The 14,385-nt window shown below is 54.7% G+C and carries 18 protein-coding genes; 16 read left to right on the forward strand and 2 right to left on the reverse strand.

Annotation, left to right across the window (positions count from 1 at the left end):
* Positions 1–63: 63 nt before the first annotated feature.
* Positions 64–843 carry an IclR family transcriptional regulator gene (locus tag ML541_RS02665; RefSeq protein ID WP_243370486.1) on the reverse strand — a complete coding sequence of 260 codons (780 nt, stop codon included), beginning with the start codon at positions 841–843 and terminating at the stop codon, positions 64–66.
* A gap of 355 nt (positions 844–1,198) precedes the next feature.
* Between ML541_RS02665 and ML541_RS02670 the strand changes: the two genes are divergently transcribed.
* Together ML541_RS02670 and ML541_RS02675 are read left to right on the forward strand one after the other, a co-directional pair.
* Positions 1,199–1,654 carry a universal stress protein gene (locus tag ML541_RS02670; protein ID WP_243370488.1) on the forward strand — a complete coding sequence of 152 codons (456 nt, stop codon included), beginning with the start codon at positions 1,199–1,201 and terminating at the stop codon, positions 1,652–1,654.
* 24 nt (positions 1,655–1,678) lie between these two features.
* Positions 1,679–3,295, forward strand: a complete 1,617-nt coding sequence (locus tag ML541_RS02675; RefSeq protein ID WP_243370490.1) for an ATP-binding protein — start codon at positions 1,679–1,681, stop codon at positions 3,293–3,295.
* 50 nt (positions 3,296–3,345) lie between these two features.
* Here the strand turns inward: ML541_RS02675 and ML541_RS02680 are convergent, their stop codons facing one another.
* On the reverse strand, positions 3,346–4,761 hold the full coding sequence (locus tag ML541_RS02680) for a sigma-54 dependent transcriptional regulator (RefSeq protein ID WP_243370492.1): 1,416 nt from the start codon (positions 4,759–4,761) through the stop codon (positions 3,346–3,348).
* Between the two features lie 440 nt (positions 4,762–5,201).
* Between ML541_RS02680 and ML541_RS02685 the strand changes: the two genes are divergently transcribed.
* The 14 genes from ML541_RS02685 (at position 5,202) to ML541_RS02750 (ending at position 14,371) form a co-directional block, all read left to right on the forward strand.
* Positions 5,202–5,444, forward strand: coding sequence for a hypothetical protein (locus ML541_RS02685; protein WP_243370494.1), 243 nt, complete (start codon positions 5,202–5,204; stop codon positions 5,442–5,444).
* Positions 5,445–5,480: 36 nt separating this feature from the next.
* Positions 5,481–5,882, forward strand: a complete 402-nt coding sequence (locus tag ML541_RS02690) for a response regulator (RefSeq protein WP_243370496.1) — start codon at positions 5,481–5,483, stop codon at positions 5,880–5,882.
* 23 nt (positions 5,883–5,905) lie between these two features.
* Positions 5,906–6,151: a hypothetical protein gene (locus ML541_RS02695; protein ID WP_243370498.1), complete on the forward strand. Its 246-nt coding sequence runs from the start codon at positions 5,906–5,908 to the stop codon at positions 6,149–6,151.
* 31 nt (positions 6,152–6,182) lie between these two features.
* Positions 6,183–6,350, forward strand: coding sequence for a hypothetical protein (locus tag ML541_RS02700; RefSeq protein ID WP_243370502.1), 168 nt, complete (start codon positions 6,183–6,185; stop codon positions 6,348–6,350).
* Between the two features lie 50 nt (positions 6,351–6,400).
* Positions 6,401–6,925: a cytochrome c3 family protein gene (locus ML541_RS02705; RefSeq protein WP_243370504.1), complete on the forward strand. Its 525-nt coding sequence runs from the start codon at positions 6,401–6,403 to the stop codon at positions 6,923–6,925.
* 41 nt (positions 6,926–6,966) lie between these two features.
* Positions 6,967–7,899, forward strand: coding sequence for a 4Fe-4S dicluster domain-containing protein (locus ML541_RS02710; RefSeq protein WP_243370506.1), 933 nt, complete (start codon positions 6,967–6,969; stop codon positions 7,897–7,899).
* Positions 7,886–9,247, forward strand: coding sequence for a polysulfide reductase (locus ML541_RS02715; RefSeq protein ID WP_243370508.1), 1,362 nt, complete (start codon positions 7,886–7,888; stop codon positions 9,245–9,247). The genes ML541_RS02710 and ML541_RS02715 overlap by 14 nt, the downstream gene beginning before the upstream one ends.
* Positions 9,248–9,290: 43 nt before the next feature.
* Positions 9,291–10,055 carry a cytochrome c3 family protein gene (locus ML541_RS02720; RefSeq protein ID WP_243370510.1) on the forward strand — a complete coding sequence of 255 codons (765 nt, stop codon included), beginning with the start codon at positions 9,291–9,293 and terminating at the stop codon, positions 10,053–10,055.
* A 90-nt stretch (positions 10,056–10,145) separates the two neighbouring features.
* Positions 10,146–11,012: a HAMP domain-containing protein gene (locus ML541_RS02725; protein ID WP_243370512.1), complete on the forward strand. Its 867-nt coding sequence runs from the start codon at positions 10,146–10,148 to the stop codon at positions 11,010–11,012.
* A 41-nt stretch (positions 11,013–11,053) separates the two neighbouring features.
* Positions 11,054–11,584, forward strand: a complete 531-nt coding sequence (locus tag ML541_RS02730; RefSeq protein WP_243370514.1) for a Yip1 family protein — start codon at positions 11,054–11,056, stop codon at positions 11,582–11,584.
* A 161-nt stretch (positions 11,585–11,745) separates the two neighbouring features.
* Positions 11,746–11,946 (forward strand): sulfur carrier protein ThiS, encoded by a 201-nt coding sequence (thiS, locus tag ML541_RS02735; protein WP_243370516.1) that lies wholly within the window; start codon positions 11,746–11,748, stop codon positions 11,944–11,946.
* A gap of 38 nt (positions 11,947–11,984) precedes the next feature.
* A complete protein-coding gene (locus ML541_RS02740) occupies positions 11,985–12,758 on the forward strand; it encodes a thiazole synthase (RefSeq protein WP_243370518.1) in 774 nt (257 codons plus the stop codon).
* Positions 12,755–13,408, forward strand: coding sequence for a thiamine phosphate synthase (gene thiE / locus ML541_RS02745; RefSeq protein ID WP_243370520.1), 654 nt, complete (start codon positions 12,755–12,757; stop codon positions 13,406–13,408). The genes ML541_RS02740 and thiE overlap by 4 nt, the downstream gene beginning before the upstream one ends.
* A gap of 3 nt (positions 13,409–13,411) precedes the next feature.
* On the forward strand, positions 13,412–14,371 hold the full coding sequence (locus ML541_RS02750) for a TIGR01212 family radical SAM protein (RefSeq protein ID WP_243370522.1): 960 nt from the start codon (positions 13,412–13,414) through the stop codon (positions 14,369–14,371).
* The last annotated feature ends 14 nt before the right edge of the window (positions 14,372–14,385 follow it).

Genomic DNA, 14,385 nt, shown 5'->3' on the forward strand with positions numbered 1-14,385 from the left:
AGAAAAAGCCCCCATCCGCAATGGCAGACGGGGGCTTTGTTTTATCTGCAGAAAAATCTCCGGTTACTTGTGGTAGCCGAGTTTCGAGGATATCTCTTCGGAAGCCTGGATAACCTTGGGAATAAGTTCCTTTTCCAGCCGGTCGTCGGTGAAGCGCATGGATGGACCGGAGATACTCACGGCACCGATGATGCGGCGGGTATAGTCGCGTATCGGCGCGCCGACGCATTTCACACCCACATCAAGCTCTTCGTTGTCTATGGCATATCCCTGGTTGGCCACCTGGACCAAGTGCTTCTTCAGCTCATCCTTGTCGATGATGGTATTCGACGTATACCGCTTCATCTCCTTCGGCAGAAAATTGGCCAATTCCTCGTCGGTCATGTAGGCGATCTGTACCTTGCCGGCAGCGGTGCAGTATGCCGGCAACCGTGCGCCTACACGGGGAACAACTCTTACCGTGAGATCGGTTTCAACCACATCCAGATAAATGATGTGGAATTCCTTGAGGATAGCCACATATGTGGTCTCGTTGCAGTCGTGCACCAGAGATTCGAGAACCGGCCGGGACTGGCGCAACAACCCCATCTGCTTGATGAACGTCTGCCCCAGTTCCAGCGTCTTGAGGCCAAGACGGTAGTTCTCGGTAACTTTGTTCTGCTCGATGTAATTCCTGGACTCAAGAGTGGCCAGGAGGCGGAATACGTTGTTTTTGTGCAGCTTGAGCCGTTTGCTGAGCTCGGTGACGCCCAGTTCGTCCACATCGTCATGAAACTGTTCGAGAAGATCCAGTGCGTGGGAAACAGCCTGAATAATGTATTCCGATTTCTCTTTTTTCGCCATTGGTAACACCTGTTCCTGTTAGAATTCAACAGGATTTCATATGCTTTTTTATTAGAGATGTCAATGGTATTTTATGCACCAGTGCCGGGGCTCAGCTCAGGCACGTACAGCAGGACCCCATTCGTATTTTGGGGCAAAAGGATAAAATATTCAGTCGTTTTAAAAATTTACATTTGCTTCTTTTATTATTTTTGAGAATATAGAATAGCGTTTTATGCTTGTCAAGAAAGAAAAATTATAATTTTCAGAACTATTTTTCTTTTTTCCTGTTGGCAATCGCCATTAAATCAACTAAATCTCATGCAATGGGAATCGATTCATTTTTCTCTTGTTATAATTGCGGAGGTATCGTCAGATGCTCAATCTCAGAAAAAAAATTCTCGTCGCCATTGATGGCTCGCCTCTTTCCGACAAGGCTGCCGAAGAAGCAGTGCGCATGGCCGCCGGAAACCCGAGCCAATTCAAGAGCAAGATATATGCCATGCTAGTCCTACCCAATGCCCCACGCAATACCTTCACCGATTTTGTGCCGACGGCACCCATTACCGAGTCCGATGAATGGGTGCAATTGCGGGAGCGGGTCCTCTATGTGATTGAAAAAGACGCAAGGGAGGCCGGCATTCCACTGGAAATAAAGGTAGTTTACGGCGATCCCGCCGAGGAACTCTTGAAATTCGCTGAAAGTGAAGAAATCGATGTCATCGTCATCGGCAGCTCCGGAAAAGGATTCCTCAAGAGAAAGCTCTTGGGGAGCGTCTCCCACAAGGTTGCAAAGTACGCCAAATGTTCCGTCTACATTATCCGAGGTTAACTTCAGACCGATGGAGTCAAATATTTGAACCTGCGCCTCCTGCCGAAACTTGCCATAGGGATAAACCTGGTCCTGCTGATTTTCATGGCCCTCTTCGCCTATATAAATCTCCAGAGCCTGAAAAAGCTCCTACTGGAAGAGGCGGTGACCTATGCGGACAAGCTCGGGGACACGGTTATCCGTGCCACCCAGCACCAGATGCTCTTTGACGACCGGGGGCGAACCCAGGAGATCATCGAAGAAATCGGCCGGCAAACGGGAATAGTCAACATCCGGCTGATGGACAAGACCGGAACCATCATCTGTTCCACCCAGCGCCGTGAAATCGGCACCCTTCTGGATAAAAAAGACGAGGCCTGCAACATGTGCCATGCAACGGGCCACCCCGCCATCCATGCATCCTCCATGAACAGAAGCAGGCAGTTCACCCGGCACGACGGCACCCAACTCCTCGGCTTGGCGAAGGCCATATACAATGACGAAAAATGCTCTACCGCGTCTTGCCATTTCCACCCCCAGGGCACAAAGGTGCTCGGCGTGCTCGACGTCACCATCCCCCTGGACCATATGAATGCGCAACTAGCCACCTACCGCGGCACAACCATAGCCACTGTCTTTCTGCTCATGGGACTCATCTCCCTGTTTCTGACCATTTTCATTCAGCGGCTGGTAAACCAGCCAGTACAGCAACTGCTGCTGCACACGGAAAAACTGGCCAGGGGAGAGATGGACGAATCCGTAACACTTGCCTCGGGGGACGAACTGGGCGATCTGGCAAAAAGCTTCAACAGGATGACGGTAAAGCTGAAACAGGCCAGGGATGAACTGGAAGACTGGGCCAAGAATCTTGAGACAAAGGTGGAAGAACGGACCAAAAAGATCACCGCAATGCAGGCCCAACTGGTACGCTCGGACCGGCTGGCATCGATCGGCGAGCTTGTAGCCGGCATCGCTCACGAATTGAACAATCCACTGACCGGCATCCTGGTTTTCTCCTCCATGGTCAACGATAACCCGAAGCTCGATCCGGAGCTCAAGGACGACCTGAAGACCATCGTCCAGGAAACGGAGCGCTGCGGCAAAATCGTCAAGGGGCTGCTGGATTTTTCCAGGGAGTCCCTTCCCCAGAAGCGGCCGTCGTCGATCAATGACATCATGGATCTGGCCCTCTCCCTGGTGGAGCACCAGATACTGTTCCAGAATATCACCATCATCAAGGACTATGCCTGGAACTTGCCCCATATCATGCTGGACCCCAACCAGTTCGAGCAGGTATTCATCAACATGCTGCTGAACGCCGGACAGTCCATGGGGGAGGGGGGCAGCCTCCATGTCAGGACCGGCATTACCGAAGACGGCCTCGGTGAATTCATGGCCATATCCGATACGGGCTGCGGTATCCCGGCAGAAAACCTAGAGAAGATCTTCGACCCGTTTTTCAGCACCAAGGAAAACAGGGGAACCGGCCTCGGTCTGTCGGTCTCCTATGGCATCATCCGCAACCATCGCGGTGAAATATGCGTGCAGAGTGAGATAGGAAGCGGGACCACCTTTACCATCAGGGTGCCCATAAAAGAGGATGATACGGTTGATGTAGCCTGGGGCGGGGATAAATCCGGCAAAAACGGGCTATTGGTATAGCGCGCTGAAGAGGGAAACTCCTCGGTAATTCGGCCGTTAATCTCGCGGAATCAGCTATCCAACTGGCCTCTGATGGATATACCCAGCTTTTTCAGGAGTGCCTGAAAATTCGGCCGGAGCATGCCGGTCTGCTCAGCGGCCTTCGTCACGTTCCAGTTGTTGCGTTTCAAGGCGTTCAATGCAAATGCCTTCTCTATCGGCTCGACGGCAAGCTCACGCAGGTGCCGCTTCCGTTCCTTCAGTTCATCCACGCTCTGCGGAACGACACTGCAGGCAGAGGAAGATTCTCTTTCTTCCGGCAGGGTCAATTCAAGATTCTCCTTCTTGATCAACCCACCCTCCACCAGCACCACAGCCCGCTCTATGATGTTTTCCAATTCGCGCACATTGCCGGGAAAAGGATATTCTTCCAGCAGGGCAAGGGCAGCGGGCGCAAGGCCTCTGACTTCCCTGCCCATCTCGTCGGCGAATTTCTTGAGAAAGTGGGCGATCAAAAGCGGCAAGTCCCCTTTCCGTTCCCGCAACGGCGGCAAATCCACCGGTATGATATTGAGCCGGAAGAACAGATCCTCCCGAAAACTCCCTTCGGCGACCATGGTCTTCAGGTTCTTGTTGGTGGCGGTAATAAGGCGGATATTTATGGGGACCGGCTGAGTGCCCCCAATGGGGGTCACCTCGCGCTCCTGAAGAACACGCAGGAGTTTTGCCTGGGTAGTGAGGCTGATGTTGGCCACCTCGTCCAGGAAAAGGGTGCCGCCGTCGGCAACCTTGAAAAGTCCAGTTTTGGTCTGGACCGCACCGGTAAACGATCCTCGCACATGGCCGAACAACTCCGACTCAAGGAGGTTTTCCGCCAGCGAAGTGCAGTCGACGGCCACAAAGGGCTGCTTCCTTCTCTGGCTGTTCTTGTGTATGGCGGAGGCCACCAGCTCCTTACCGGTACCGCTCTCCCCAGTTATGAGGACGCTGCTGTCGGTGGGTGCCACCTGCATGATACGGCGGTAAACTTTCTGCATTTCCGCACTGGCACCGACAAACCGGTCGAAGCCATGGTTGTCGCGGAGTTCCTTGCGCAGATACATATCGTCCACAAGGACCGCTTTCTTTTCCAGGGCGTTGCTGACCTTGGCAAGAATTTCGTCCGGGGTGAAGGGCTTGGCCACATAGTCCACGGCGCCGTTTTTCATGGCCTCGACTGCCGTGTCCACCGATGAATAGCCGGTAATGACAATGACCGGCATTTCCGGCTGCAGCACCCCGATACTCTTCAATACATCCATCCCCCCCATTCCCGGCATCTTCAGGTCCGTTATGAGCAGATCGAAGATGGATTCCTGCAGTTTTTCCAGGGCCAGGTAACCGTTTGCGTATGTTTCGACGAGAAAGCCGCTGCCACTGAGAATACGCTTCATCCCTTCCCTGATGATGGCCTCATCATCAACGACCATTATGCGTCTGCCTGCCATACTGCATCCCTTCGTTTTCGGAAAACAAGCTTTGATGGCGCCCCAAGAACACATACATTTGCCTTTCCTAATTATATTAACCCCCAAATACAAGTCAAGTAGCTCAGCCGACAATATGAAATTTTAGCCATGAAAGCACCATAGTTAAAAAAATACAACTGTATATTTTCACCATACATCGCCCTACTCCCGCCACGAAAGCCCAGCTGGAGCAGGAATACATGCCGGCCAGCCACCCTGCCGCGGGCCTACAAGGGCATGGCGTATAAATTTACCATACATAATCCTGCCCAGCACACAGCCTGGACACCAATTATCCAACCAAAACCAGCCGTAATTTCGGGCTCTTTTACATAAATAATTAAAAATAATTCATCAGGCATAACCAATGCAGTACGTATAAGCAAGAAAGTTTACCGAGCAGGCAAAAGGAGGATGTCATGAAAACAACGGCTAAAAACGCACTTCTGGCTTTTATCGGTAGCATCTCGACGGCCTTTGCGGCCAACGGGGCGGAAAAAACTGAGCCCAGCCTGCTGCTGTACCTGTTCTTGGGCTTCGGGGCATTGATCATCGTCTTTCAGGCGATACCCGGCATCATGTTGTTCTTTTCCATGCTCAAAGGAATTTTCATTGCTCCGAAAGAACAGGTTCTGGCGAAGAAATCGGACAAAACCTCGTGAAGGTAGCTGCGAAACCACAAAGGGAGAGGTTGAGACATGCAAGGACTTCTCATAGCAGACGAAGATCTGGACAGCCGGAAATCCATGGCAGACCTCTTCATCGAAGCCGGATACAACGTCATGGTCACCAATTCCGCAGCCAACGTGCTTTACGGCATCCTGAAGAAGACGGCCCAGGTGGTACTGCTTAGCAGCGAATTCGACGAACTGACGGCAACGGACCTGGTGCCGCTTCTGAAGAAATGCGATCAGAACCTGACCATTATCCTCGTTTCAAATGAAGTCTCTCTGCCACTGATGCGCAAGCTGCGCAAGGAAGGCATTTTTTACCACGCACTGAAACCGGTGAAACCCGAAGACCGGGAGGAAATCCGCCAGGCAGTGGAATGCGCCTTCGAAAACCTGCAGGGAAACAAGACTCACAAACCTCAAGGGTGAATAAAATGAAAAAGGAGACAACCATGAAAACGCTACAGACAATGATAATTACCCTGACCCTCTCGATACTGACGGTCCCCCAGGCCTTTGCGGCAAGCACCACCCGTGTTTACAACAGCGGGCTGCTGGTCCTGGCCTTCCTCGGCTTCTGTGCGCTGGTCGTCGTCATCCAGATGATTCCCGCCTTCCTCACACTGTGGGGGATCGTCAAGGAGCTGGTAACGGGCAAAGGGAAAGAAAAGGAAGCTAAAGTCGAAATCAGGCACTGACCTGATCACTAAAGAAAAGGGAGGAAATGCCATGTTCGATCAAGCCTTGTCATCCATGGGAGAAATAAAGGAAGTCTTCACCCTGGTGGATTTCTACCAGTACATAAAAGGGGTGGAATACCTGATCTGCATCGCCTTCTTCGTCGGATTTCCCATCTTTTACCGATATATCCACAAGGACGGAGACAGACACGGGTGAGCCATTGCCTGTCACAGGAACTGCATACTCATTCAAAAGGAGACCCCCACATGGACACAGGATTTAACTGGGTAAAACCAATGCTTTTAATGATTGCGCTGGCCGCGATCCCTTCGGTAAGCCTGGGAGCCGGTTTACCGGACCGAATAGCCCTCGACTCCCTGAAAAACCTCTATGACAGCGTCCAGTTCAACCATGCCGGCCATATCCGGCTGCTCAAGGACTGTGCCGGATGCCATCACCACACTACCGGCAACCTGGTTGAAGATGCAAATTGCGTCAGATGCCACCAGAACAGCAGCGAAACCAAGGTCGTTGCCTGTCGGGGATGCCATGCGGCGCAGCCCTTCTCAGCAGAAGCTCAACGGAAGAAACAGGCAGAGATGAAGCTCTATCATCAGGACAAGCCGGGACTGAAGGGTGCATACCACTTGAACTGCATGGGATGCCACCAAAAGATGGGTGGGCCGACGGGCTGCAAGGACTGCCACCCCATGAACAAGACCGGTGAAGCCCTCTATAATACCGGGAGCTTCGCGCCCAAAAAGACCGGAAAAGCAGCTAAGGAGCACTAGCGTATGCACACAACAAACCCTCGTATTCCAAGGAGACGATTATGAAGAGGAGAGATTTCCTGAAAGGTTGCATGCTGTGCGGAGCAGCATCCTCCCTTGGTCTGCCCGCCAAGAAGGCCTGGGGGAGTGGTTCTTTTGAAGGTTATTCCGAAGGAATGGGGGTCCTGGTGGATCTGACGCGCTGCATCGGCTGCCGCAGCTGCGAGGCTGCCTGCAATAAGGAGCAGAAGCTTCCCGAACCAGAGGTCCCATTCGACGATACGTCGGTGTTCGAGGAAAAAAGGAGACCGACGGAAAAGGCATACACCGTCGTCAACCGCTATGAAAACAAAGGGGGGCCCGTCTACCGCAAGATCCAGTGCAACCACTGCAACGAACCGGCCTGCCTTACCTCCTGTTTCGTCAATGCCTATACGAAAACCAAGGAGGGGGCAGTCATCTACAATCCCAAAGTCTGCGTCGGCTGCCGCAACTGCATGATCGCCTGCCCGTTCAACGTCCCAGGCTACAGCTATTCCAGCGCCACGAACCCGGTGGTGAAAAAATGCATCTTCTGCTACGACACCCGGGTCAAGTACGGCAAGCCCCCTGCCTGCGTTGAAGTCTGTCCCCAGGAGGTCCTGACCTTCGGTCACCGCAAGGACCTGATCAAGATGGGCCACGAACGTATCAGGGAGACACCGGACAAATATGTGGACCACATTTATGGGGAGAAAGAAGTGGGGGGCACCGGCTGGCTTTACCTTTCCGGCGTCCCCTTCGATAAGGTCGGGTTCGATACGACCCTGGCCAATGAACCGATCATTTCCAACGTCAAGGACTTCCTCGGCACCGTACCCATGGTGCTGGCAATCTGGCCGGCCCTCTTTACCGGCTTCCACCTGCTCTCCACCCGCAACAAGGGGCACGACGAAGGCCATGGGCATGATCAGTCAAAATCAACCCGGGAGGATTCCGACAATGAAAAGATATAAAAAGGAAGGAAAAGAACTGGTCGATTCGATGTACCGGAAGAACGAAAGAAAATGGACGCTGAAGGAAAAGCTTTTCCTCGGCCTCACCCCCCAGCAGTACATGGCCCAGGCCCTGCGCAATCCATTCAACTGGATTCTGGCAGCCATATTCGCAGTGGGCATCCCGATCATTCTCGGCCGTTTCTTCTTCGGCCTGAGCTGGGTCACCCACAGCTCCTGCGACTACCCGTGGGGCATGTTTCTGGGCTTCGGGCTCTTCGCCATGGTTCCCCTCTCCTCTTCGGGCTTTCAGCTAGGCACGACAGTCGAGGTCTTCGGCCGGCACGACTTCGAGCCCATCGAGCGCCTCGGGCTTCTGAACGGGCTTCTCGGCTACCTCTTCGCCGTCATTTACCTGCTGGTGGACCTCGGCCAGCCATGGCGCCTCCCCTACCCGATGGTGGTCTCCTTCGGCCCGGCAGCGGTACTGTTCCTGGTTGCCTGGCACGTGGCCACCTACCTCTCCGTGCAGGTCGCCGAGGTTTCATCGGCCTTTTTCGAGTGGATTGGCTTTCCGGTCGGCAAGCGGGGAGTGAGGAAGATTACCCTGGGGCTGACCGTGGCGGGCATCATTCTTTCCACCCTTCACCAGGGCGCCCTGGGGGCACTCTTTACCTACGCGCCCGGCAAGGTACACCCCCTTTGGTATTCGGCATCCTTCCAGTGGCTGCACTTTTTCGTCTCTTCACTGCCGGGCGGCCTCTGCATGGTCATCGCTGTCAGCACCATCGCCGTGAAGACCATGACCTGGCGCTGTGATGACCGCTTCAAGGAGAATCTCGACCGGTTGACCATCTCCCTGGCCAAAGGGGCCAGCATGGGTCTTGCCACCTATCTGACCATCAAGCTGATCGGCATTGCCCACGACAACGAGTGGGAATACCTGGCAACCGGCTGGGGCCAGTGGTTCATGCTGGAAATGTTCATCGGTGTCATCGCCCCACTGGTACTGTTTGCCTACGGCATCAAAAACCGCCTCGTCGGAGTCGTCCGCTTCAGTGCCTTCATGACCGTGTTCGGCGTCGTGCTCAACAGGGTCAACACCGCCATGATCACCTTCAACTGGAAGCTCGCCGAGCGTGAAATACCCCATTGGCGCGAGGCGGTCATCTCTCTGACCATCTTTGCCATCTACATCGTCGTCTATCGCTTCATCCTCTATCGGCTGCCCATCCTCTATGCCTGGAAAACGGCTGACGAGCTGGAACCGGTTGCTGAAACGGCCAGGACCGCCAAGGCATATGCGGGTGAAGAACGACTAGCCGTGGGTACCAGCTACAAGACCAATGAAGAGGCTTCTTTTCAATGACAATGACATGCGCATCTACAAATCCAGGTAACAGGAGACAGTCATGAGAGTCCGATGGGCAACATGCATTCTGGCAATGCTCTTTGGCAGCCACACCCTGGCCTACTCCATGGAACTCAGGGACAAGACGTTCGAAACGGTAAAGGCTGGCAAGGTCACCTTCAGCCATTCATCGCACCTGAAGAAGAAAACGGCCAGATCGGCAAACGTAAGCTGCAAGTCGTGCCACAACAGCAACCTGAAAGAAAACGTGCGCTACTCCATGGCAGACATGGAAAAGGGGAAATCGTGCGGCATGTGCCACAATGGCGCCAAGGCCTTTGCTCTCTCCCGCTGTACCGCCTGTCATAAGGTGCGCCGCATCACTTACAAGGTCAGGGAGACCGGCCCGACCATATTCAGCCACGACGCACACCTGAAAACGATGCAGTGCGATGCCTGCCACAACACTATCTTCAATGCCGGGCCCAACAAAAGAATCGGCATGGCCGCAATGGAAAAAGGAAAATCGTGTGGGGCGTGCCATAACGGCACCACCAGCTTTGCCCTGAACAAGTGCACTCGCTGCCACCCGGTGAAAGACAGGACCTATAAAATAGCCGGGGCAGGTAATGTGCACTTCAGCCACGACGTGCACCTGGAAGCATATGGTTGCAAGGACTGTCATTCGGCCATCTACAGCCTGGGTGACCGTCGTAAAGGCATCTCCATGGCCCAGATGGAAAAAGGGAAATCCTGCGGCGCTTGTCACGACAGCAAAACCGCATTCACGGTGAAGGAAAACTGCGATCGATGTCACAAGGTCTGACGTAGACAGGTGTTCAAGGGCCTCTTTTTTCCAAAGGGAGGCCCATCCCACCGATCTTCGAGGATTGCAATCCCGGGGGAGGAGGTACCTATGTTAAAGAGCCTGACCTTCAGAGCCATAGTACCGGTAGCAATAGCCATAACGGGATTCGTCGTCGTCTGTTGCATCCTGCTCTATTCGGCACTGAAGGCCGACATGATCAACGACGCCGTCTCCTACGAGACCAAGCTTGCCGATACCATCATCCGCTCGACCCACTATGCCATGCTCAAAGGGGATCGGGAGACCCTGCGCAACATCATTGAAAATATCAGCAGCCAGGATGAACTGGAACATGTGCGCATCTTCAACAAGAAGGGGCTGATCATGTTCTCCGGCAAACACGGCGAGGTCCTGACCTATGTGGATAAAAAGGCCTCGGGCTGCATCGGCTGCCATGCCGGACCGGTAGCAAAATCTACACTCAAGCAGATGGAACGGGCACGGCGGTTTCAGGACCCCCGTGGCAAAGAGATTATTGCCATCACATCCCCCCTTTACAATGACCCGGCCTGCTACACGGCATCGTGCCACTTCCATGGTGCCGACCAGAAAATTTTGGGCATCCTCGATATAGGCATATCAGCAGAGCACCTGGACAGTACGCTCACTCTCCTGCAGAGCCGCATGATCATATTCAGCATCATGATTCTGCTGCTGTCGATAGGAGGGGTGGCAGCCCTCCTGAGAAGACAGGTGTTCGTCCCCCTTCGTCAAATCAGGACATTTACATCAAAGGTGAACAGTGGTAGTCTGTCCCATGATCTTTCAGGCATTTCCGGCGAGCTGACCGATCTTGCCTGCGATGTCAGGTCAATCGCCTGCCAGCTGAAAGTGGCCGAAGAGGAGCTGAGGAAGATCAAAGGCAGTCGCAAAACTGACCACGAGCCGGTTGCGGAGGCTGGAAGCGCCCCATAGCGTTTATCAATGCCGCAGCAGGCACCGGAGAAAATGCCGGCATGACCAAGCACCCCGCGCCACATGACCAGCAAAAGGAAGAGCCACTGGCTGAGCTTCCAGGCTCTGCGGAGCACCGGGAAAATATCCGGCGACTTAAGGCCAAGTCCAGCCGCGGTCTCTATGCCATGGCAGCCTTCATCGCCGTCAGCATCGGCGCAATACGGGACTTCGACTTTCTCCCCACTATTTCCCCCCAGGTGCGCACCGCTCTCGGCACACCGCCGTCGGCCAACATGATCAGCACCGCCCTGTTGCTCTATGCCTTTTCCGCCATCATTCTCATTCTCTCCAGGATGATGGGGGGCTCCCACAGTTACAGCGGCATGGCCCATGTGGGGTACCTCTCGGGCTTCTACATCTTTTACAGCCTGGGAGGGACGCTGGCCGATAACATCTGGGCCGTTTTCGCCGCGGGAATCACCATTTTAGGGCTGGAAAGCTACCATATCTGGACCTTCTGCAATGAGGAGATCCGGAAAGAAATGGAAGCCCTGGAGGAATCAAGCAGAAAACAGCGGCTGCAACAATAGACGGTTGACGCAAATCCCTTTAAAAACAATACTCTACCCCAAGAAAAGAGTTGACACCGGCCGGGTAACATTGTAATTTACCGCAGGCGTCAACACAAATCACAAGCCGCGTCAGCGGCTTTTATTGTTTCCCGACCGCTAGTACAACACTCGGAGCATGCATGGAAATAACCGTCAACGGGGAAAAGACCGCCATCGAAGAGATGTCCGTCCTCTCCTTCCTGCAAAAGATAGACATCGACCCGAAAAGGGTTGCCGTGGAACTCAATCTCGATATCCTGCCCAAAGCCGATTACGACTCCACACTGCTCAAGGGCGGCGACCAGCTGGAGATTGTCCATTTCGTCGGCGGCGGCCGGTAACCGGCGCCCATTCCCGAGTCTCACCCAGGAGATAGAACATGTCCGATAAACTCGTCATTGCGGGACGCGAATTCAGCTCCCGCCTCATGGTAGGCACCGGCAAATATGCCGACTTTCAGCAGATGGTCAAGGCAATCCAGGTCTCGGGGGCCGAAATCATCACCGTCGCCGTCCGCCGGGTGAACATCTCCGACCGGAGCAAGGAATCGCTCCTGGACCACATCGATACGTCTAAGTACACCCTGCTCCCAAATACCGCCGGATGCTACACCGCCGAAGACGCAATCCGTACCTGCAGGTTGGCCAGAGAAGCAGGCCTCTCCGATTTCGTCAAGCTCGAAGTGCTCGGGGACGAAAAAACCCTCTTTCCCGACAACGAAGAGCTGTTCAAGGCGGCCAAGGTGCTGATCAAAGAAGGCTTCACCGTCCTGCCTTATACGACCGACGACCCCATCGTCTGCAAAAGGCTGGAAGACATGGGCTGTGCAGCGGTCATGCCCCTGGGTGCGCCCATCGGCAGCGGCCTAGGCATCCGCAACCCCTATAATATCCGCATCATCATGGAAACGGTCAAGGTACCGGTAATCGTCGATGCAGGGGTTGGTACCGCCTCCGATGCCGCCATCGCCATGGAGCTCGGCTGCGACGGCGTCCTGATGAACACCGGCATTGCCGGCGCCAAAGATCCCATTGCAATGGCAGAGGCCATGAACCTGGCGGTGCGGGCCGGGCGTCTCGCTTACAAGGCGGGAAGAATCCCGAAGAAACTTTATGCAACCGCCTCCAGTCCCATTGAAGGAATAATCGAGTGAAATCCTCTTCCCCCTGGATAGATTTCAATCTCTACCTGGTTACCGACCGCAAACAGACCAACGGCCGTAACCTGGAATTCGTCGTCGAAGAAGCGCTCCGGGGAGGGATCAGGGCTATCCAGCTGCGGGAAAAGGACCTGTCCAGCAAGGAGCTGTACGAGCTCGCCTACGAAATGCGCAAGCTTACCAGCCGCCACAACGCCCGGCTCATCATCAACGACCGTATCGATATCGCCCTGGCCGTGGATGCGGACGGCGTCCACCTGGGCTACAACAGCATGCCCATCTACCGGGCCAGGATGGTGCTCGGGGAAAAGAAGCTGATCGGGGTCTCCTGCCACAACCAGGTCCAGGCCATCATCGCCCAGGAAAAAGGGGCCGACTTCATCACCTTCGGCCCCATTTACAACACCCCCTCAAAGGCTCCATATGGTGAACCGGTGGGGATAAAGAAGCTGCAGGAAGCTACCAACATCATCCAGATACCCATATTCGCCCTTGGCGGCATAAAACCGTGTAACGTTGCAGAAGTCATGGCCGCATCCCCCAACGGCATCGGCGTAGTCTCCGCCGTGCTTTCGGCCGAAGATCCGCGTCTGGCTGCCCGTAACCTGCTCGGCCTTCTCCCCTCCCAGGAATCCGACCTTTAAAATATGATCACCCCCTTGATTCATCACGATCTGCATTTCAATTCCTATGGCTCATACCTGCGGCGGCGCTTCGGCTGCCGGGTGAGCAAGGTCAATGTGGATGGCGGCTTCACCTGCCCCAACCGCGATGGTGCAAAGGGCACGGGGGGCTGCATCTACTGCGACAACAGCTCCTTTTCTCCCGGGGGGACGGTACCGGCAATACCCATTGAAACCCAGATGGCAGAGGGGATGGCCTACCACCGGAAAAGGCTCGGCAGCGAAAAGTTCATCATCTACTTTCAGAAATTCACCAACACCTACGCACCGGTGGACAGACTCCACGACCTGTACAGCCGCGCCCTGGCCCACCCGGAGGTGGTGGGTATTTCCGTGGGGACCCGGCCCGACGCCCTCGGCGATGACGCCGTCGAACTCCTCACCGACCTGGCCCGGACCAGCTACGTCTGCGTTGAGCTGGGGCTGCAGTCCATGGATGACCGGATTCTGCAGCGGATCAATCGCGGGCATACCCTTGCCGAATACCTGGAAACCGTGGAACGCCTTGCCGGGCGGGGCATGGAAATCTGCACCCACCTCATCCACGGCTTCCCCGGCGAGACCCACGACGACTTTCTCCGCACCGCCCAGCTGATGGCATCACTGCCGATGGATTCCCTGAAGATCCACCAGCTCCACGCCGTCAAGGGGACCCAGCTGGCCCAGTGGTACTATGAGGGCCGCTTTATCCCGTTGCAGCACCAGCAATACGTGGCGGATATCTGTGACTTCCTGGAACTGATTCCGCCAACCATGACCATTCAGCGACTCTATGGGTCGGCCCCGCAGGCAATCCGCGTTGCGCCCAACTGGAACCTGAAGAACAACCAGATGTGGTACTCCGTGGTGAACGAATTGAAACGCAGGGGTACATGGCAGGGTTGCAAGCTGGCTGACGGCGGATTGCACGTGAGCAATCTCTGAAGCACATGAGGTTT

It is taken from the genome of Geotalea sp. SG265, assembly GCF_022808985.1.
Lineage (GTDB): Bacteria > Desulfobacterota > Desulfuromonadia > Geobacterales > Geobacteraceae > Geotalea.

Coding starts and splice junctions, on each gene's coding strand:
- ML541_RS02725 (WP_243370512.1), top strand. CDS start 10,146: ATGTTAAAGAGCCTGACCTTCAGAGCCATAGTACCGGTAGCAATAGCC.
- ML541_RS02695 (WP_243370498.1), top strand. CDS start 5,906: ATGAAAACGCTACAGACAATGATAATTACCCTGACCCTCTCGATACTG.
- ML541_RS02705 (WP_243370504.1), top strand. CDS start 6,401: ATGGACACAGGATTTAACTGGGTAAAACCAATGCTTTTAATGATTGCG.
- thiS (WP_243370516.1), top strand. CDS start 11,746: ATGGAAATAACCGTCAACGGGGAAAAGACCGCCATCGAAGAGATGTCC.
- ML541_RS02680 (WP_243370492.1), bottom strand. CDS start 4,761: ATGGCAGGCAGACGCATAATGGTCGTTGATGATGAGGCCATCATCAGG.
- ML541_RS02715 (WP_243370508.1), top strand. CDS start 7,886: ATGAAAAGATATAAAAAGGAAGGAAAAGAACTGGTCGATTCGATGTAC.
- ML541_RS02690 (WP_243370496.1), top strand. CDS start 5,481: ATGCAAGGACTTCTCATAGCAGACGAAGATCTGGACAGCCGGAAATCC.
- ML541_RS02730 (WP_243370514.1), top strand. CDS start 11,054: ATGACCAAGCACCCCGCGCCACATGACCAGCAAAAGGAAGAGCCACTG.
- ML541_RS02710 (WP_243370506.1), top strand. CDS start 6,967: ATGAAGAGGAGAGATTTCCTGAAAGGTTGCATGCTGTGCGGAGCAGCA.
- ML541_RS02700 (WP_243370502.1), top strand. CDS start 6,183: ATGTTCGATCAAGCCTTGTCATCCATGGGAGAAATAAAGGAAGTCTTC.
- ML541_RS02665 (WP_243370486.1), bottom strand. CDS start 843: ATGGCGAAAAAAGAGAAATCGGAATACATTATTCAGGCTGTTTCCCAC.
- ML541_RS02685 (WP_243370494.1), top strand. CDS start 5,202: ATGAAAACAACGGCTAAAAACGCACTTCTGGCTTTTATCGGTAGCATC.
- ML541_RS02740 (WP_243370518.1), top strand. CDS start 11,985: ATGTCCGATAAACTCGTCATTGCGGGACGCGAATTCAGCTCCCGCCTC.
- ML541_RS02750 (WP_243370522.1), top strand. CDS start 13,412: ATGATCACCCCCTTGATTCATCACGATCTGCATTTCAATTCCTATGGC.
- ML541_RS02720 (WP_243370510.1), top strand. CDS start 9,291: ATGAGAGTCCGATGGGCAACATGCATTCTGGCAATGCTCTTTGGCAGC.
- ML541_RS02670 (WP_243370488.1), top strand. CDS start 1,199: ATGCTCAATCTCAGAAAAAAAATTCTCGTCGCCATTGATGGCTCGCCT.